Source organism: Veillonella sp. VA137, from assembly GCF_003992015.1.
In the GTDB taxonomy this organism is placed as follows: Bacteria; Bacillota; Negativicutes; order Veillonellales; family Veillonellaceae; genus F0422.
Genome location: NZ_RQVK01000008.1, coordinates 55,459 through 74,024, shown reverse-complemented (window position 1 = coordinate 74,024; position 18,566 = coordinate 55,459). Strand labels below are relative to the sequence as shown.

The 18,566-nt window shown below is 38.1% G+C and carries 19 protein-coding genes; 2 read left to right on the top strand and 17 right to left on the bottom strand.

Annotation, left to right across the window (positions count from 1 at the left end; genetic code table 11):
* Positions 1–53 precede the first annotated feature (53 nt).
* Positions 54–644 carry a hypothetical protein gene (locus EO116_RS05405; protein WP_127160965.1) on the bottom strand — a complete coding sequence of 197 codons (591 nt, stop codon included), beginning with the start codon at positions 642–644 and terminating at the stop codon, positions 54–56.
* A 212-nt stretch (positions 645–856) separates the two neighbouring features.
* On the opposite strand from EO116_RS05405, the gene EO116_RS05400 reads away from it, so the two are divergent.
* Positions 857–1,489: a superoxide dismutase gene (locus EO116_RS05400; RefSeq protein WP_164726078.1), complete on the top strand. Its 633-nt coding sequence runs from the start codon at positions 857–859 to the stop codon at positions 1,487–1,489.
* A 46-nt stretch (positions 1,490–1,535) separates the two neighbouring features.
* Here EO116_RS05400 and EO116_RS05395 read toward each other — a convergent pair whose 3' ends face one another.
* Positions 1,536–2,288, bottom strand: coding sequence for a class I SAM-dependent methyltransferase (locus EO116_RS05395; RefSeq protein WP_127160963.1), 753 nt, complete (start codon positions 2,286–2,288; stop codon positions 1,536–1,538).
* 145 nt (positions 2,289–2,433) lie between these two features.
* On the opposite strand from EO116_RS05395, the gene sstT reads away from it, so the two are divergent.
* Positions 2,434–3,654 carry a serine/threonine transporter SstT gene (gene sstT / locus EO116_RS05390; protein ID WP_127160962.1) on the top strand — a complete coding sequence of 407 codons (1,221 nt, stop codon included), beginning with the start codon at positions 2,434–2,436 and terminating at the stop codon, positions 3,652–3,654.
* Positions 3,655–4,042: 388 nt separating this feature from the next.
* Here sstT and EO116_RS05385 read toward each other — a convergent pair whose 3' ends face one another.
* The 15 genes from EO116_RS05385 to EO116_RS05315 form a co-directional block, all read right to left on the bottom strand.
* On the bottom strand, positions 4,043–5,206 hold the full coding sequence (locus EO116_RS05385) for a cation diffusion facilitator family transporter (RefSeq protein ID WP_240629140.1): 1,164 nt from the start codon (positions 5,204–5,206) through the stop codon (positions 4,043–4,045).
* Between the two features lie 397 nt (positions 5,207–5,603).
* The gene (locus EO116_RS05380; protein WP_127160961.1) at positions 5,604–7,121 is read right to left on the bottom strand and encodes an NAD(P)/FAD-dependent oxidoreductase; all 1,518 of its coding nucleotides are present in this window, start codon (positions 7,119–7,121) and stop codon (positions 5,604–5,606) included.
* An 89-nt stretch (positions 7,122–7,210) separates the two neighbouring features.
* Positions 7,211–8,530: an amidohydrolase gene (locus tag EO116_RS05375; protein WP_127160960.1), complete on the bottom strand. Its 1,320-nt coding sequence runs from the start codon at positions 8,528–8,530 to the stop codon at positions 7,211–7,213.
* A gap of 162 nt (positions 8,531–8,692) precedes the next feature.
* Positions 8,693–9,154: a hypothetical protein gene (locus EO116_RS05370; protein WP_038144458.1), complete on the bottom strand. Its 462-nt coding sequence runs from the start codon at positions 9,152–9,154 to the stop codon at positions 8,693–8,695.
* 1 nt (position 9,155) lies between these two features.
* A complete protein-coding gene (locus tag EO116_RS05365; RefSeq protein WP_009353070.1) occupies positions 9,156–9,950 on the bottom strand; it encodes a DUF3100 domain-containing protein in 795 nt (264 codons plus the stop codon).
* 191 nt (positions 9,951–10,141) lie between these two features.
* Positions 10,142–10,558 carry a flavodoxin domain-containing protein gene (locus EO116_RS05360; protein ID WP_009353092.1) on the bottom strand — a complete coding sequence of 139 codons (417 nt, stop codon included), beginning with the start codon at positions 10,556–10,558 and terminating at the stop codon, positions 10,142–10,144.
* A gap of 11 nt (positions 10,559–10,569) precedes the next feature.
* Positions 10,570–11,136, bottom strand: coding sequence for a DUF3793 family protein (locus EO116_RS05355; protein WP_127160959.1), 567 nt, complete (start codon positions 11,134–11,136; stop codon positions 10,570–10,572).
* Positions 11,137–11,394: 258 nt separating this feature from the next.
* Entirely contained in the window at positions 11,395–11,937 is a 543-nt protein-coding gene (locus tag EO116_RS05350) for a hypothetical protein (protein WP_127160958.1), read from the bottom strand.
* Between the two features lie 72 nt (positions 11,938–12,009).
* On the bottom strand, positions 12,010–13,713 hold the full coding sequence (locus EO116_RS05345) for a glutamine--tRNA ligase/YqeY domain fusion protein (RefSeq protein WP_127160957.1): 1,704 nt from the start codon (positions 13,711–13,713) through the stop codon (positions 12,010–12,012).
* Positions 13,714–13,853: 140 nt separating this feature from the next.
* Positions 13,854–14,840 carry a D-glycerate dehydrogenase gene (locus EO116_RS05340; RefSeq protein ID WP_127160956.1) on the bottom strand — a complete coding sequence of 329 codons (987 nt, stop codon included), beginning with the start codon at positions 14,838–14,840 and terminating at the stop codon, positions 13,854–13,856.
* 278 nt (positions 14,841–15,118) lie between these two features.
* Entirely contained in the window at positions 15,119–15,478 is a 360-nt protein-coding gene (locus tag EO116_RS05335; protein WP_009353094.1) for a helix-turn-helix domain-containing protein, read from the bottom strand.
* 262 nt (positions 15,479–15,740) lie between these two features.
* Positions 15,741–16,205 (bottom strand): hypothetical protein, encoded by a 465-nt coding sequence (locus tag EO116_RS05330; RefSeq protein ID WP_127148323.1) that lies wholly within the window; start codon positions 16,203–16,205, stop codon positions 15,741–15,743.
* Between the two features lie 71 nt (positions 16,206–16,276).
* Positions 16,277–16,816, bottom strand: a complete 540-nt coding sequence (locus tag EO116_RS05325; RefSeq protein WP_127160955.1) for a hypothetical protein — start codon at positions 16,814–16,816, stop codon at positions 16,277–16,279.
* A gap of 84 nt (positions 16,817–16,900) precedes the next feature.
* Positions 16,901–17,482, bottom strand: a complete 582-nt coding sequence (locus tag EO116_RS05320; RefSeq protein WP_127160954.1) for a xanthine phosphoribosyltransferase — start codon at positions 17,480–17,482, stop codon at positions 16,901–16,903.
* An 11-nt stretch (positions 17,483–17,493) separates the two neighbouring features.
* Entirely contained in the window at positions 17,494–18,384 is an 891-nt protein-coding gene (locus tag EO116_RS05315; RefSeq protein ID WP_127160953.1) for a LysR family transcriptional regulator, read from the bottom strand.
* Positions 18,385–18,566 lie beyond the last annotated feature (182 nt).

Sequence of the window (18,566 nt, the reverse complement as noted above, 5' to 3'; positions counted from 1 at the left end):
ACTTATATAATTTGTCAAAAAAATAGCCTACTCTATAACGAGTAGGCTAATGCTTATTTACCTTTGTATTCTTTTACAGAAGGATTATGATCTTTCATGGCTTGTTCTAAACCAAAGATAACCATCTCATTCATATATGTACGCAATTCATCATTGTGCACTCTCTCAGCATGACGAGCTAAAATTCCTAAGAACTCTTCTTTATAAGTATCCACTTCATTGGCTGGCACATAGCGATGACTATTCAAATAATTTTGGTAATCTGCATATAAATTATTTAATACTTTTCTTCCGTAGCTATCCTTTTTCCAGCGATGGCTTTCAATGTAAAAGTTTTTCCGCACATTCATATAATACAATGCATTAATCACATCCAATTGCCCTGCAGAGATAACTTGGTGTGTTTGTAATTCAAATAATTGTTTACTATGATCTTGACCATAGTTAGCAAAGGTATCCACCACTTGCTTTACTTCCCAGTTGGGACTTTCCACTGTAATCTTAGCTTGTATTTCTGAAATAACTTGTAAGCCTTCTTGCTCTGGTAACATTAACGGATCTTGTGCCGCATACGCAGTTTGACCAAACGCGATAACACCTACCATAACAGCTCCTAGCATCCAACGTTTACTTTGTGTTTTCATACAAAACTCCTTTCAACTATTGATGTAACTCGATTGATTTTGATTCTATACCCTTATTATACAGATTCTATCTTTTTTATTCAACGTGTAATTCTATATTGAACAAATCTATGTGAAAGTCTTTCTATCTTGACTTTTATAGTCTTATCTATTACGATATAACTAACTGTGATAATATCTATCATTATCAAATCTTTGTGATGGAGGTGTCCATGAAATATTTTGAACTAGAACCACTGCCTTATTCTGATCATGCCTTAGAGCCTGTCATCGGCAGAGAAACACTCACATCTTTGTATACTGATGTATACAGCCATTCCGTATCTCAACTTAATCAACTAGTAGAAGACTATCCGGACCTTCGTTTCGGTCATATAGACTGTCTACTGGGTGGTCTAAGTCATGTACCACAAGAAATTCGTCAAGACATTCAGCGCTATGGTGGAGCCTATAAGAATGTAACCTTATTTTTGCACACGTTGACAAGCCCTAATACAAATACCATCAACGGACCAATCAAAGATGCTATCAACCGCTCTTTTGGATCCTTAGAAAAGTTCCAACAACAATTCACAGAGGCGGCTCACACTCATGTTGGTAATGGTTGGACTTGGCTTGTGCTCAACCCAGACAATACGCTTGCTATTACTTCTACAAAAGAACAAATCAATCCGATTATGAACATGCAAACTGCAATCTTAGGCATCAATCTATGGGATTACATGTACGTCCATTCCAGCCGTGAAGAATATATTAATAACTTCTTCTCCATCGTAAACTGGAAGATTGTAAATCATATCTATGAAGAGACATTAAAAAATCCAAACCGCTTTGGACACGAATAAAATAAATAAAAGCTGTCACCACCTCGTCGTGGATGACAGCTTTTTTCTATTCTTCTGGTACAGTGCCCACATGGACTGCTACAATGCCACCTGTAAGTTCATAATACTTAGCATCTTGTAGTCCCACATCTTTAAAAATTTGAAGAACACCTTCTTGCCCCACATAGCGGCGCAGTGATTCTGGGAGCCATGCATAGGAGGATTGATCTCGACTCAATTTCCCCAATACAGGAAGAATCTTTTCAAAATATAGATAATAGGCTTGCTTAAAACCAAACATAGTCGGCTTCGCCAATTCCAAAGTAACTACTTTACCACCTGGTTTAACAACACGTTTCATTTCACGAATGGTTTGCTCAATGCTTGGCACATTGCGCAAAGCAAAACCAGATACAGCCCCATCAAAGGTATTGCTATCATAAGGTAAATCCATCGCATCTCCTTGGGTCAAGGTCACTCGATCTGTATATCCTTCTTTCTCTAATCGATTTCGTCCAACCGCTAACATTTCAGGACTAAAGTCAAGTCCTTCCACATGTAAAGACGGAATTTCTTGTAATGCTGTTTTTGTTAACATACACGTACCACAAGCAATATCCGCTAATCGCATACCTTCCGTTAATTCTAATTGTTCTATGGCAAATCTACGCCACCGTGCATCTTGGTTAAAACTCAATAATGTATTCATCACATCATAATGCTTCGCAATATGAGAGAATACATCTTGCACGTAAGCTTTTTTATCTTCATGTGTTTTAAATTCCACAATATACCTCCAGTTATTTATACTGCTATTCATTATACACGAATGGATGAGGATATTCCATAATTTGTGATTTTTTTCTCTTGCCAAAAGTATATATTCCGTTTATAATGTCTTTATGTCTTTTATGAGTAGATATTTGTACTCGATTTTAAGTATTTATAAGTATAAGGAGTTTTCTATGAGGGCATTATTTCAATTCATCAATAGATTTAGCCTCATCCAGCAAATCTGCGTAGGTCTCTTAATCGGCACTGGTATTGCCGTATGGTCTCCAGAACATGCTGTGAAGTTATCTTTATTAGGTACCATCTTCGTAGGTGCATTAAAAGGTGTAGCACCTGTATTAGTATTTTTCTTAGTCATCGCAGCAGTCAGCCGTCATCGTTCCGGTCAAAAAACTGGCATGCGTTCCATCATTGTGTTGTACTTAATCGGCACATTTGCATCTGCAGCCATTGCTGTAGTTGGTAGTTTCTTATTTCCTACTACGTTATTATTAACAGCTTCTCCTGCTGATACAGCACCTCCTAGCGGTATTACTGCGGTGCTTTCTACCTTATTAACAAATATCGTAGAAAACCCTGTAAAAGCCATCTTAGGTGGTAACTACATTGGTATTCTTGGTTGGGCTCTGCTATTTGGTTTCGCTCTTCGTCATGCAGCAAATGAAACGAAAGATGTGATGGCTTCCATCTCTGATGCGATTACACTAGCTGTACAATGGATTATTAAATTTGCTCCTCTTGGTATCATGGGCTTAGTAGCTCAATCCATCGGTGAAAATGGGTTAGGCGCTTTACTGACTTACGGCAAATTGTTATTAGTCCTATTAGGCTGCATGTTTGCAGTAGCACTCATCATCAACCCATTGATCGTAGCTATCGTCATGAAACGCAATCCATATCCATTGGTATTCCGTTGCCTTCGTGAATCTGGTGTGACAGCCTTCTTCACTCGTAGTTCCGCTGCGAACATTCCAGTTAACATGGATTTAGCTAAACGTTTAGGCATTACACCTGATACCTATTCCATTTCCATTCCACTAGGCGCTACTATCAACATGGGTGGTGCAGCTATTACCATCACTGTTATGGCATTAGCAGCTGTATCTACATTGGGTATTCAAGTAGACCTAGCGACCGCAATCTTACTTAGCATTATCGCTACTATCTCCGCTTGTGGTGCCTCTGGTGTAGCTGGTGGTTCTCTCTTATTGATTCCATTAGCTTGTTCCCTATTCGGTATTTCCAACGACGTGGCTATGCAAGTAGTAGGTGTTGGTTTCATCATCGGCGTTATCCAAGACTCCACCGAAACAGCATTAAACTCTTCTACAGATATCTTATTTACAGCAGCTGTAGATTATGCGCGTCACGGCTACCCAACAGACAAAGTATAAACGTATACTTCACACAACTGTTTGAAAGGTCTATTTGTTCTTTGGTATGGGATGCCCAATAGAATATGCAATACAATATAGCTTATGAAAGTAAGCAAAAAAGGACTGGTACAATCTGTATCAGTCCTTTTTTATTTGTGTCATCACTTATATTGCAAAGCAAACTGAATAATATGTTTATTTTTATACACAAAAAGTATACCTTGGGAAGATGCCTTTTGCTGCCCCCAATATACTATAGAACCATTTTTTCTATACTATATTTCAGTAACAGCATTAGGCATCCCAAAAAATTAGAGGCAAGTTGATATCCATTGTTCAACTTGCCTCTTGTGTATTTGTGTACTTTATGTATCTTGTATAGTTTGTAGATTTTCTCTACTTTCCCTTATACCCCAGTGTATCCGTGTACTACATTCGGTTTCACTACGAATGTTGGCAGTACTGCTTCTACTAATTGGCTCAATTTTTGTGAAAGTTCCTCTTTCGTATATTTCACATCATGCGGTACTTGTACGTCAAAGCCTATCTTTCTATTCTCCACATCGATTCGGATATCGTATAAAGAAAAACTGTCATCATAGGCTTGAATCACTGCCACTAAGCGCTGTTGTAAAGCTAGTGTTTGTTCATTGACAACGATTGGATCCATATGGATGGTCAATTTTAACTGCAATTCTTTCAAAGCTTGTCGTTCTACACGATCAATCATATTATGGATGGTCATCGCATCTTGTTTCGCATCTACTTCTACGTGGATAGAAGCATACTCATGTCCTGGACCATAATCGTGAATCATTAAATCATGAGTTCCTAAAATACCCGGTTTAGATTCCACAAAATCAATAATTTCTTGTACACGTTCTGTAGTAGGTTCAAATCCTAATAAACGATCTGTCGCTTCTTTCAGCACTTCAAAACCAGCTTTGGCAATGATCAGTGCCACAATTAAGCCTAAATACCCATCAACGCTCAATTGGAATATACCGCCCAACAATAAACCAATAGCAATCGCTGCGGTCGCCCATACATCGGATAAAGCTTCTTTCCCATTGGCACGCAAGATAGGAGAATCAATACGATTACCAATGGAACGCAAAAAGAAGGATAGCCAAATCTTTAAAGCCATAGCACCCAACATTACAGCCAAAGCAGACATAGAAAACTCTACTACCTCGGGATTCATAATGTGCTCTACCGCTTCAATACCTAATTGAGCAGCTACAACAAACAGTAAGATAGAAAAACCAATGGATAATAGATATTCCATTCGACCATGTCCGTATGGATGCTCTGCATCTGCTTTACGTCCAGATAATTTAAAACTCAAAAAGGATACTAAGGATCCCCCTGCATCAGCCACATTATGGATAGCATCACTAATCATGGCAATGGAGCCGATAAGAAAACCAATGATCAATTCCCCTAAACAAACTAACACATTCACCATAATGCCTGTGATACTCGCCATAATCCCATATTGTTGGCGTACATTAATATCTTTTACTTCATCTTTGTTGTTTACAAATAAACGGATTAATACTTCTGTCATACTACACCTCTTTCATCCATTTAACATATACTTACAATTCTACCCCCTCATAATCTGCTATATCTCAGAGGTAGTATTTTATTCTCATTTACTTTCTCATTATATCCTATTATTTAACTATTATCAACTATAATTTTAATTGAGAACTCTTGATTTCAAAATTCTTATAACCTATGTCATAGACTCATACAACATAGTACATATATTTCTTTATACTATCTTGCCTGTCTAACGTTACTAGCATTTCATATCATACTCATATCTGCCTATACAGAATAGACGCATTCTATTTATAGGTACTGCACAATATATCAATTATCATCATATATTAGCATAAAAAAACTGCAGTGATAGTATCCCCATCACTACAGTTTTTACTATGTATCTTTTTAATAGATTACCATTTATGTTCGTAGAACACTTGTGTCCACATAGACACTTCTGACAATGTTGGATGCGGAGCCATTGCCTCACCAATGGAGATAACAGATTGTGGATCCAAGTACCGTGTCAAACCTTGTGCACGTAGTTCTTTTGTTGTAGTAGAGCCGATTTCTTCATGAATAGGAACTAATTTCACTTCACCACTATTCATTAAATGTACATATGGTTGGAACAAGATCGATGCTTGTGGTCCCACGATATGAGCCCCTAATAGACGATTCGTAGCTTTGTCGACTACCACTTTGATGAATCCATCGTGTACATCGCCTTTATCAATGCCAAGAGCCATACCTTTGGCAGAATTAGAATAATGATTGATACCAACTCCTACATCATAACCAGCTTCTTTAGCTTCTGCTTCTGTCATACCAATACGACCTACTTCTGGATACGTGAACGTCACCATAGGAATCAAATCATATCGTGCCCAACGATAGTCTGTTGGAGATGTAGCACGATATAAATTATGAGAGATAATATCTCCTTCATAGTTGGCACGATGACGGAAGGCTGCATTACCATTCACATCACCTAATGCATACACACCTTCTACAGATGTTTCTAAAAATTCATTAGTTTTAATCCAGCCACCTGGTAATTGTTCAATATGAGTATTTTCTAGATGCAAATCTTCTACAGACGGAGCAATCCCAGTAGCCACCAAAATTTCATCTACACGGATTTCAGATACTTCACCTGTAGTACGGTTTTTCACAGTGATTACTTTATCACCATTATCCACACGTACATTATCACATACAGTATCTGTTAATACGTTCACTCCAATGGCTTTCATTTCTTCTAAAATATGAGCAGAAATCGCTTCATCTTCTTTTGGCAATAAACGCACATTGCGTTGGATTAACGTCACTTCCGTACCTGCTGCGGCAAACACACCAGCAAATTCTGTACCAATAGGACCACCACCAAATACAGCTAGTCGTTTATATGGTACTTTTGGATATTCACTGCCAAAGAATTTTTCACTTGTAATATAACCAGCTTCTTCTAAGCCATCTACATGGTTCACTTTAGAATGACCGCCTGTACCAATGATAATAGTAGGTGCTGTAATTTCTTCTGTTTTTGCACCATCTTGTAATGTTACATATAATACTTTATCACTTACAAACGTAGCTGCCCCATGGTATACATCAGCATTATCAAAGCTTTCATAAAACTCTTTGACCCCTTTGCTTTTATTGATAGCTTTCCAAACCCGTTCACTCACTACATCCCAGTTAAGAGTCGGTGTGGCAGTTTCTACACCAATTTTTTTCCAACCATGGCTTTCATGTACTACATCTGCTGCCGTAACCATTACTTTTGTTGGAATACAGCCACGTGTTAAACAAGTACCACCAAATCCTGTTTTTTCAATAACAGCTACACGTTTACCTGCTTTTAATGCCGCATCAGCTACTAAGCTAGCACCACCAGTACCAATTACGATTACATCATATTGTTTCATTTACGTCATCCTTTCTAAACCAATGGATAATCTTTATTCTTTATATATAGTATATCATACATCGACTATTTTAGATATGAGAATTTTTACTATTTTCCACTGGCAATGGAATCTAACAATTCAATATATGTTTCTTTTGTTAAAGGAGCTTCAAAGTTTTCTAGAATCTCTTCCGCTACCTGTGCCTCATCATATAATAAATCAACAATCGTCATGGCTAAGGCTTGAGCCGTTTTAATATAGGCTACATCTGGTACGGTAATATTGTACTCTGCACTATGGAGCACCCCTTCAATACATCCCACCCAAGGATGGATAACTGGCATTAAATGGGATACATCCCCCATGTCTGTACTTGCTGTCATATGCACCCGTTGCCGTACATTGTCTGTACCAAATAGCGGTTCTGAGTTGGACCGTAACAAATTGTTCATATCTGGATTGTCACGCATCGGTAAATAGCCCGGTAGATCATGAATGACACAAGTGGCACCCACTGCATCTCCACCAGCTTTCAAGGCACGATTGACACGTTGATTGCCATCCACAATCGCTTGTACATTAGAAGCTCGTACATAGCTTTCTACTTGCACATAATCCGGTACACAGTTGACCAAGGTTCCCCCTTGATTAATGATAGGATGGAAACGGAAATAATCACTCTCTTTGAAAGTCTCACGAATGGCATGGACTCCCATTACCCCCATCAAAGCTGCATTTAATGCGTTAATTCCTTCATGAGGAGATGCCGCTGCATGGGCAATTTTACCATGGTATTCAATCAATTTTGCCACAAATCCATTGGAGGTACTACCCAAATTCATTTCTCCCGTAGGTGTGTCCGCAGTTTCCACATGCATTTGCATAGCCATATGGATATCATCAAAAGCTCCTTCATAAATCAGCTGTTGTTTACCACCTAAGTATTTAATGGTTCCTTTTTCACGCAATGTATTGCGATAATCCACTTCAATCATCTCTTCTGCTGGGACTGCAAATAAAACTACATCCCCACCAAGAGCTTCCATAACGCCTTCCGCTTGTAAGCCCATGGCTACTGCAAATAAATTGGCAATTTGCACATTATGTCCACAACAATGGGCCGCCCCTGTCATAGGATCTGCCTTTGGATGACGGTGACATACAATGGCATCCAATTCACCGATCATGGCGACAGTTTTTTTAGATTTACCACCTTGCAAACGGCCTTTCACACCTGTAATCGCATGACCAGTCGTAAAAGGAATCCCTAATTCCGTAAACATATCTTGTACTTTTTGAGATGTTTTATGCTCTTTATAACCCAATTCTGGTTCATCCATAATGGCGCTCGCTAATCCACGCAATCGATCTTGCCCTGCTACAATAGCATCACACACACGTTGTTTTACTTCTTCTTTCGTTAACATAATCTATCTCCTTTTACATTGTATGAACATACCTTTTGCTATAAGGTATTTATATATGACTCTTACATCTTATTGTACCATGAAATCAAAAAGAGAGTTGATAAGAATTCATCAACTCTCTTTCATTCGGTTCAACTATAACCTATATAGTTATATTCAAGTTTAAATAACCCCTTGCATATGTAATACAAAATGAGCTACTGCAGCAGCACAAATAAAGGTACCTGCCGTTACCGCTAAGGCTACTGGAATAATTCTCCAAGATAGACGACGGAATGCTCCTAAGTCTTTTCCCAAGGAGAGACCTGCATAGGCTAGCACTGGTGTTGTTGTAGCCAAGAATGTTACTTCTTTTGTTTGTGCAATAATCCATGCTTGCCCTGGCATGATAGGCAAGGAGGCAATGACACCTACTAAAGACACCCAGAAGACCATAGGGAATCGATTAGCTAATGGCAAATAGGAAATAATCGCACCAATAATTGCTAACCCAGCAATCACAAAGACCCCTACAAGGCTTGGGCCCAATAGATGCTTGCCATCAATGATATTACCCAGAGCAGTCATAATAGCTGCAATGCATATAACAATGACAAATTGTGTAATTTTTTCACTCATAGTCATCTTATTGTCCCTCCTCTGCCAAATCTTGTTCACGTGTACGACCTGTAAAGAAATTATATGTTTTTTCCATCACAGGCAAAGATACGAAAATACCAAAGTAAACGCCTAGTACAGTAGTCAGCAAATTAGCTGCCCCTGCTAAAGCTGCAATTTGAGCTTCATATTCTGGATATACTGCAATGATAGGGGCAGTAGAAGCAGCCATCATACTAGCACTACCTACACCCGCACCCATAGCCAAGGCCAGTGGATGGAACCAGCCCATTTGAGCAAAAAATCCTGCTAGTACAGACGCCCACATAGCACCAATCAATACGCCACAAATATACATGCCCATAACGCCACGGCCTTCAGGAGAGCTAAAGCCAAATTTATCAATAATAATCGCTACATTAGGTTCCCGGTCTACAGAGTAACAAGCACCCACCGCTTCACGGCGCATTCCTACTAATAATGCCACTGGCAAGCCGAATAAAATAGTACCAAAGAAATGACCTAACTCTTGTAACATAAGAGCCAACCCAGCAGTAGAAAGAATTTCTAAATTAGGGCCAATCCCTAAGCCTACTTTAACCATTAAGAGCATCACTGCAATCCCAAGATAATCCGCTGATTTTTCCATGGTTTCTACTGTTAAAATTTTGAATGATGGAATGGATACAAACAAACCCATAATCAACGCGTAGAGAAGCGGTAAGAATACCACAGCTCCAAATCGTTGGATTCCGATCATTTCTGCAATGATGGTAATCACAAGAGCCAATGCATGTAATTTCCAGTTTTGTAATACTTGCATACAATACCTCCTATACTAATAACTATAACTATTTCTTTATTATAGTAAAGTTTAACGTGTACGGTCAATGTGTGAGTGATTCCGAATTAGCAATAGGGTTGCAAAAATAAAATAAGAGGTGAATAGATGTACTATCCGCCTCTTATGATTAAGAGCTAGTATATTGAGTTATCATATGCCGTATAGTTGGCTTATGCGTTTACTAATGCTTTTCCTAATGCTTCACATTGTTCTTTACCAGAATCATCAGGTTCGCCCATAACTGGTAATTTGTCAACTACAACGCCATTCGCGCCTTCTACGCGACCAGCCCAGTCATCTAACCAAGAGCCACCCCAACCATAGGAGCCAAACAATACTACTTTTTTACCTGCCAATTTAGGTTCTAATGCTTCATAGAATGGTGCAAATTCACCGTCTTCCAATTCTTCAGCACCCATATCAGCGCAACCTAATGCTAATTTTTCATAATTAGCAGCTTCATCAGCAGTGATTTCAGAAACGGATTTTACTACCACTTCTTGACCAGCATCAGCGATACCTTTACCTACAGCTTCTGCCATTGCAGCTGTGTTACCTGTTCCAGACCAATAAATTACAGCGATCATAATGTTACCTCCTAGCATGCCGTTACGGCAACCAAAGACTCTAAAGATTTTCCTTTATTCAACTGTGCGTGACAGTAGTCACGACACATTCGAAAACAATGAAATGCGTGCATAGCTGACGCTTGATTTCCATATACCTTCCAGTCGCCACAGACTTTATAGCCTGCTCCGCGGAATTGGATAAACGCTTTTACATCTTCTAATGGATATCCTAAAAACACACCGATTTCATGAGGAAACACATCGCTCATTTCAATGCGCTCACGCAAATGTAATAGCCAATCTGCCAATGTTTCATAGGATTTATATCCATAATTTTGTAAAAATGCTAGCACTTCAGGTTGTCGCAAATAGTCCTCAAGCATACGTTCACGAAATACGAGTAATAATTTTCGTTTTTCACAATGGCACAGTTCATAAAAGAACAGTCCTTTTTGATTAAATTTATCATTATACTCATGTGTTTTTTCTACCATCGTTGCCCCTAAATGCTGAGGTAATGCAACAAGATTTGCTACTTTAATACCTCTAATTGCGGGCGCACAATGGTAACCAATAATCTGCTCGATGGATTCCATTTGTCGTACCTGCCTTTTTACGTATTTTGGGGAGAACACTTGCTCTCACAGCAAATAGATAATCCGGATATATATCATCTCGAAAGATGAATCAAAATAATGAAAATTATTTCTATTATTATAATACAAATAATCCTACCATATGTCAATAAGCATGAGAAGTTTTTTCATTTTAAAAAGAAAAGTTGCATCCTTTGCAATTTCACTATCCCACAGCCTCCCATGGTAATAGCCAATCTCAAAGTTTGCAACTTTTTCTTATAATACATATTGTAATTGTTTTCTCAGCATGTCGTCCTTCACATGGGTCACGATATATCGCAAACGTGGAGCCCCTGTGCTATCAGCTAGGAACGCAATCTGCACATACATAGGATATTCTACTTGCTTAAACCATGTATTCACGATGATTTCACCAACATAGATATTCTTTCTTGTTTCACGGAAAGGAGCGACTAGTGTAAATGTTTCTGGATGCTCCTGTACATATGCTTCATAATCTTGAATCATAGATAGGGTATACTTAGATCCCACTGGCACCGTAGTAGGATGCCAACTATCTTTCTGTGGACCAAACCCATAGAGCAAAGTTCCTTCCCCGTATCGCGCATAGTAATAATTATTACCTCGCTTATCCAATATCTGATAGGATATACTCATATCAATTCCAATATCACGCAATCTAGCTTCTAATGGTTGTGCTACCCCAGACGAAAGAATACTGCTACTAGACCCTTCCTGCACTAGCATCGTAGACGGCCATTTTATAGATGCCTTATCCGCTGCTTCAACGCTAGTCATTATGCTAGTTAAGATACAAGTAAGAACTAGCCCCCATGAAATAGATCTTATATTTCTACTCATAGTATTTGCCTAACCTTGTTTCTTTTGCATTTTAGCCCAAGTATCGCGCATGCCTACTGTACGATTCATTACGATATGATCTGCTGTGCTGTCTTTATCTGTTACAAAATACCCTGTACGCAAGAAATGATAATGGTCTCCTGCTTGTGTAGAACGGAATGCTGCTTCCCCTTTAGCAGATTTTACTTCTAAGGAGTTTGGATTCAACTGTTGTAAGAAGTCCTTATCTGCTGTTTCATCATCTTCTGTAGATAATAGATAATCATAGAGACGTACTTCCATATCTACCGCTGTAGAGGCTTCTACCCAATGTAAGATACCTTTTACTTTCTTTTGACAGCCTGTTCCAGATTTTGTAGCTGGATCGTATGTACAATGGATTTCGGTAATATTACCATTGTCATCTTTTACTACAGATTGACATTCAATGATGTAGGCACCTTTTAAGCGCACTTCTTTACCTGGTGCTAAGCGGAAGAATTTTTTCACTGGTTCTTCCATAAAGTCACCACGCTCAATGTACACTTCTCGACCAAATGTCACTTCACGTGTGCCCATTGCTTCATTTTCTGTATTGTTCTCGATCACTAAGGTTTCTGTTTGTCCCTCTGGATAGTTTGTGATAACAACTTTCACAGGGTCTAATACCGCCATATATCGTGGCGCTTTTAATTTCAAATCTTCACGGATACAGAACTCTAATAGACCTACTTCTACCATGCTATCTGCCTTTGCTACACCAATGCGTTCACAGAAATCACGAATAGCCTCTGGTGTATAGCCACGACGACGTAACCCAGAAATCGTTGGCATACGAGGATCATCCCAACCACTTACAAGATTCAACTCAACTAATTGACGCAATTTACGTTTACTCATAACCATATTTGTTACATTTAAACGAGCAAATTCAATCTGTTTTGGTTTTTCTGTATCTCCCCAATCTTCTAATACCCAATTGTACAATGGGCGATGTACTTCAAATTCTAAGGTACATACAGAATGGGTAATACGTTCTATCGCATCAGATACCGGATGGGCATAGTCATACATAGGGTAAATATTCCATTCAGAACCTGTACGATGATGATCAGCATGTAAAATACGATACAATACAGGATCTCGCATTACGATATTAGGGTCTGCCATGTCAATTTTGGCACGTAATACTTTTTCCCCATCTTTATATTTGCCTGCTTTCATTTCTTCAAAAAGTCGCAAATTTTCTTCTACACTACGATCACGGTAAGGACTATTCGTACCTGGAGTTATAAAATCGCCACGAGTAGCACGGATTTCTTCTGGTGTTTGATCATCTACATAGGCTTTACCTTTTTTAATCAACACTTGAGCATATTCATATAGTTTACCGAAATAGTCAGATGCATAATGTACATCCCCATACCACTCAAAGCCTAACCATTTTACATCTTCTTCAATGGATTCTACATATTCCACATCTTCTTTGACCGGATTCGTATCATCAAAACGCAAGTTTGTTAAGCCTTGGTATGATTTGCCAAGACCAAAGTTAAGGCAAATAGATTTCGCATGTCCAATATGCAAATATCCATTTGGCTCCGGAGGGAATCGTGTATGAACACGTTTTCCATAGGTATTTTCTTCATTGTCTGTATTAATAATCGCTTCAATAAAATTTACAGTTTGAGGCGTTGTTTCTTCCGTACTCATCATCGTCTCTTTCGATTCCATGTGATTCTTCCTCTCTTAGATTGATTATACACAAGTGCACGTTCTGCACATTCTCTTCATTATACCACAGGAATAGCTATGTTTCATCGATTTCTTGCAAATCCTATCATTTCTTAGCGCACCTGCAAGATTGTAACGACCTATTCTTCAGTGGTCTTATAATTAACACTTTCATTGACACATGTCAATAATGGTTTACCTTGTACACCAGCAATCAGATTATTGGCTGTTAACATAGCCATCTCTTTACGAGTACGATCCGTGAAAGACCCAATATGTGGCACCACTAAGCATTTACCTGTTTTAAGCAATGGATGGTCTGCCCCAATTGGTTCTGGATCTACTACGTCAAGAGCAGCATAATCGATTTGACCTGTTTCTAATGCGTGCACCAATGCATCTGTATCCACAATTTTTCCACGACCTACATTCACAAATAAAGCCGTTTCCTTCATCATTTCAAAGGCTTCTGCATCAATTAAATGATAGGTTTCTTCCGTCAATGGCGCCATGACCAAGATAATGTCACTAGTGGTCAACAATTTGCCTAATGACACGTAGGTGGTCATGAGCAAGCTATCATCATTGCGACGGTTACGATTATGATATTGTACAGTCATCCCAAAAGCACGTGCTCTACGGGATACGGACACACCAATCTTACCCATACCAATAATACCCAATGTCATACGGCTTAAATCCTTTCCTTTTATATTAGAAGGACGTTCCGCCCATTTACCATCCTTAACGAACTGAGCATTTTCATAAATTCTACGGCTCGCTGCTGCCATCAATGTGAAAGCCAACTCCGCCGTGGTTTCTGTTAATACATCTGGCGTATTGCCATAAGGTATATGACGTGCTGTTAACGCATCGATATCGATATTATCATAACCTACAGAGGCTTGAGCAATGACCTTTAAATTAGGTGCCTCCTTCACTAAATCCTCATCCACTGTAAAGTGATTAATACTCCACAAACCATCTGCGTCACGCAGCCATTCTTTTAATAGTTCTTTAGGCATTTTTTCTTTTTCTGTCCACTGGCGTACTGTCACATGTTCGCTCAAATAGGATACTGCATCTTTACGCACCAATCCTGGCACTACTACAACTGGTTTCTTCATAGTTCAACCTCGCTTTCACTCGTCTTATCTATCTACATACAGTATATATGTATTTTATAAGGACCCCATTCCTGGTGCTACCAACGACCATGAGCCCTTCCTGTAAATTATATCATATTCTCTCTTAGACAATAAAAAAGACAGTCCTATTTTCATAGAACTGTGCTTTTCATTTTGTAGATACAGTAACTTGCACTCTCAAACGTACCCGAGAGCTTCTGCGCTTTCTATACGATGATATGCTATTCCACAAACGTTCCTAGAATAACATGTTTATCCTACCAATTGGATTTTCCTTCATTGAACATTTCAAATGCATGCGCAATTTGGCGTCTCAATTTTAATCGTTGTGAATCACTTAATACATATTCTACACCATTATGTGCGATACGCCCATTTTTTACAATGCTACTCAAATCGTAAAGAATTTCTCTAGCCATGCTTGCATTGCCAGCTAATTCATCAATTGTCACATCATAATAATTAGCTAATCGCTTTAAGGTTTCCAGATCAGGCTCTCTATATCCTGTTTCGTAATTTGACAGGGCAGCATTACTAATGCCGATATCTCGAGCCACATCTAGCTGACTCCGCCCAATCCGTTTACGGGCATGTCTTAAATTTTCACCTAATGCCATTGTATCACCCCTTATACTACGTGAATCTATAGTATAAATAACCTATCTCTATTATAGCATGAGATACAATAGATATGCTATAGAAAACCACTATTTCACATCTCACGAATTGTGTATCTCTCTATATTTTTTAGCATTTTTGAATTGTATTACACGAATTGAATTGTTTATCCCATCTGCGCATGCATAGTTTTGATTTATTTTAATCAAAATCGATAGATTTTATCCTATTTTAATCATTTTCGCTCATAAACTATTTATATTATTCATGCGCATGTTCAGGTGGTGGTAACTGTTCAACTTGGAATACCTCACCAATAGTTTGAATTTTTCCAGGGATATATTCCACAATTTGAGTCATCAATACATATAACAGTCGTGGATCAAAGTTAGAATTAGCACTTTGATTGATACAATCCAAATACACGCTATCATCATCTTCTTCGATATAGTATTTAAAGCTTTTATAGGTACTATTTTCACGGTTAATGAATGTCAAAATATCTTGACGATTTTCCTTGGTCACAACGCCTGCACCGATCAATAAGCGAATCGTAGCATAAATTGTGTCATCTAACAACAGAAACACAGGAATATCCCCTAATTCGGTTTGTACATAGGAGCGAAATACAACGGTATGATCTTCATCTCCCACTTCACGTTTCTCAAAACATGTCAATTTCTCATCAATGAGAAATTGCTCAAACACTCTAGCCTTTTCATTCATAGGTATCACCCCTCGTTAAAAAAAGGGCATTGTTTGTCACAATGCCCATATGAATCGATTCTTACTACATATTAACCTTTTTTAGATTTTGTAGTTTTACGTGGTTTGCTTTCTTTTTTAGCTGGTTCTTCTACTGCTGGCGCTTCTTCACCAGATGCTTCTACCTTTACGCTTTCCACAGCTGCAATAATACGAGTTAAATCTTTTTGTGTATGTGGATACAATACTTCAAAAATAGTGTATGCCACTAATGCTGGATCAAAGTTATCTCCACTCATTAAACTTACATCTAAAAGAATTGCTTCGTAACCATCTTCTTCCATTAAATAGTGTTTGAAACATTTGAATTCACTATTTAATTGATTCAACACATCTAATGTTGCTTTACGTTGTTCTGGCGTAAAACGACCACCCGCAATTTCTAAACGCACAAAACCAAATGGTGTGTCATCCAATACAACAAATAATGGGAACACAATATCATTATATTCCACAGTTGCATCAAATACTACTGTATTGTATTGGTCATTTTCAATCTCACGAAGCGTAAAAAGATTTGTTAATTCATTTTCTGTAATAAACTGTTGAAATAATTCTGCTTTTTTATTCACTGTCTTAACTCCATATTCTCTACATTTAAATTAAAACTCATTACCATAATAATACCACAAAATTGTGGTCCATTTCAATCATTATCACTTTGCATCTTCCACATAGATACAACGATCATTTTCAAATCGCGCAATACGCACCAAGGAATGTACATCGTAACCTGCTTTTTCTAGGCGTTCACGACCAGGTTGGAAAGATTTTTCAATGACAATAGCAATACCTTCCACTGTATCCCCTGCGCCTTCCACAAGTTTTGCTAATCCCATAGCAGCTTCACCACTGGCTAAAAAATCATCAATAATCAGCACCTTTTCACCAGAAGGCAAGAATTTTTTAGAGATAGTTACATCATAGTTTTCTTCTTTTGTGTAGGAATACACTACAGAGTGATACACATCTTCTGTCATCAAGATAGATTTTTTCTTACGAGCAAACACCAAAGGAACATCCAACTCAATCGCTACTTGTAACGCAATAGCAATACCAGATGCTTCGATAGTAACAATACGTTCAATACCACGTCCTTCAAATTGTTTAGCAATTTCTTTACCAATTTGAACAAACAATTTAGGATCAATTTGATGATTTAAAAATCCATCTACTTTTAACACTCGATTGTTCAATACAATACCTTCTGCATCAATACGTTGTTTTAATAATTCCACGATGATCCTCCTTATTGTTTTCTGTCTTTCAATATATTTATAAATTGCGAAACGCCTTCTGTTAGTGCATCCATTCTTGACCGCACCAGTACAATACGTCGTTCAGGAATCTGTAAATTCGTTTTTAGCTCCACTAAAGAGCCTTGTTTCAATTTCTCTCTCGCTACCAATTCTGGCACCAAAGAAATACCTAAGTTAATCTCCACCAAATCCATGAGCACATCTAAACTGCCTAATTCAAAAGCGGGACTGGTGCAACGATTGTAAGTGACCGCATCAAAAAATGTTCGACTACTAGCCCCTGTAGTAAGCAATAGCAATGGCTCAGCCATAATTTCATCAATGGTCCACACCTTAGAATCATCTTGATATTTAGTGCCTCCTACAAATATATCTTGCATTGATTCTAATTCCATCACTTCAAGATGATTATTATCATACAAACCATCATAGGCATGTACCACCGCAATTTGCGCTTCTCCCGCTTCAATCATCCCTACACATTCTCGAGATGGTCGATTGGTGACACGCAAGCTAATGTCTAGATTTTTTTCTTGCCAACTTTTGAAAGTAGGCAACAAAAAATGTTTACTCAATGTATCTGTAGCCGCTAAGTGTAAACTTTTATACTCCCTCGATACACGTTCTTGCAATTTTACAATTCCATTATCTAAAATAGAAAAGGCTTCTACCGACGTTTCAAAGAGTTCTCGACCAGCTTTCGTAAAGGCCACTGATTTCGTTGTTCGTTCGAACAAAGGAACACCTAAATCTTTTTCTAATTGCTTTATGCTCTGACTAATGGCCGATTGAGAAACTCCATTAGCTTTCGCTGCTTTGGAGAAAGATAGATGTAATCCAACGCCTACAAAGGCGCGCAGTAATTCTGCAGATACAGACATAATAACCTCAATCTACTACGAATATAACATACGTTTAATTTATTTTTTACTATTATATATGCTTATAAGTTTACCTATATTTATTACTATTGTCAAATTATAAATAGATTTTTATCTATGTATTTCTTATAAACCTATACAAAATAGTTGCGTTCTAGCTTATAAACTAGTAATATATATTT

Excerpts from the sequence above, each read along its gene's own strand:
- EO116_RS05405 (WP_127160965.1), bottom strand. The coding sequence starts at position 644 with ATGAAAACACAAAGTAAACGTTGGATGCTAGGAGCTGTTATGGTAGGT.
- EO116_RS05400 (WP_164726078.1), top strand. The coding sequence starts at position 857 with ATGAAATATTTTGAACTAGAACCACTGCCTTATTCTGATCATGCCTTA.
- EO116_RS05395 (WP_127160963.1), bottom strand. The coding sequence starts at position 2,288 with ATGAATAGCAGTATAAATAACTGGAGGTATATTGTGGAATTTAAAACA.
- sstT (WP_127160962.1), top strand. The coding sequence starts at position 2,434 with ATGAGGGCATTATTTCAATTCATCAATAGATTTAGCCTCATCCAGCAA.
- EO116_RS05385 (WP_240629140.1), bottom strand. The coding sequence starts at position 5,206 with ATGACAGAAGTATTAATCCGTTTATTTGTAAACAACAAAGATGAAGTA.
- EO116_RS05380 (WP_127160961.1), bottom strand. The coding sequence starts at position 7,121 with ATGAAACAATATGATGTAATCGTAATTGGTACTGGTGGTGCTAGCTTA.
- EO116_RS05375 (WP_127160960.1), bottom strand. The coding sequence starts at position 8,530 with ATGTTAACGAAAGAAGAAGTAAAACAACGTGTGTGTGATGCTATTGTA.
- EO116_RS05370 (WP_038144458.1), bottom strand. The coding sequence starts at position 9,154 with ATGACTATGAGTGAAAAAATTACACAATTTGTCATTGTTATATGCATT.
- EO116_RS05365 (WP_009353070.1), bottom strand. The coding sequence starts at position 9,950 with ATGCAAGTATTACAAAACTGGAAATTACATGCATTGGCTCTTGTGATT.
- EO116_RS05360 (WP_009353092.1), bottom strand. The coding sequence starts at position 10,558 with ATGATCGCTGTAATTTATTGGTCTGGAACAGGTAACACAGCTGCAATG.
- EO116_RS05355 (WP_127160959.1), bottom strand. The coding sequence starts at position 11,136 with ATGGAATCCATCGAGCAGATTATTGGTTACCATTGTGCGCCCGCAATT.
- EO116_RS05350 (WP_127160958.1), bottom strand. The coding sequence starts at position 11,937 with ATGACTAGCGTTGAAGCAGCGGATAAGGCATCTATAAAATGGCCGTCT.
- EO116_RS05345 (WP_127160957.1), bottom strand. The coding sequence starts at position 13,713 with ATGGAATCGAAAGAGACGATGATGAGTACGGAAGAAACAACGCCTCAA.
- EO116_RS05340 (WP_127160956.1), bottom strand. The coding sequence starts at position 14,840 with ATGAAGAAACCAGTTGTAGTAGTGCCAGGATTGGTGCGTAAAGATGCA.
- EO116_RS05335 (WP_009353094.1), bottom strand. The coding sequence starts at position 15,478 with ATGGCATTAGGTGAAAATTTAAGACATGCCCGTAAACGGATTGGGCGG.
- EO116_RS05330 (WP_127148323.1), bottom strand. The coding sequence starts at position 16,205 with ATGAATGAAAAGGCTAGAGTGTTTGAGCAATTTCTCATTGATGAGAAA.
- EO116_RS05315 (WP_127160953.1), bottom strand. The coding sequence starts at position 18,384 with ATGTCTGTATCTGCAGAATTACTGCGCGCCTTTGTAGGCGTTGGATTA.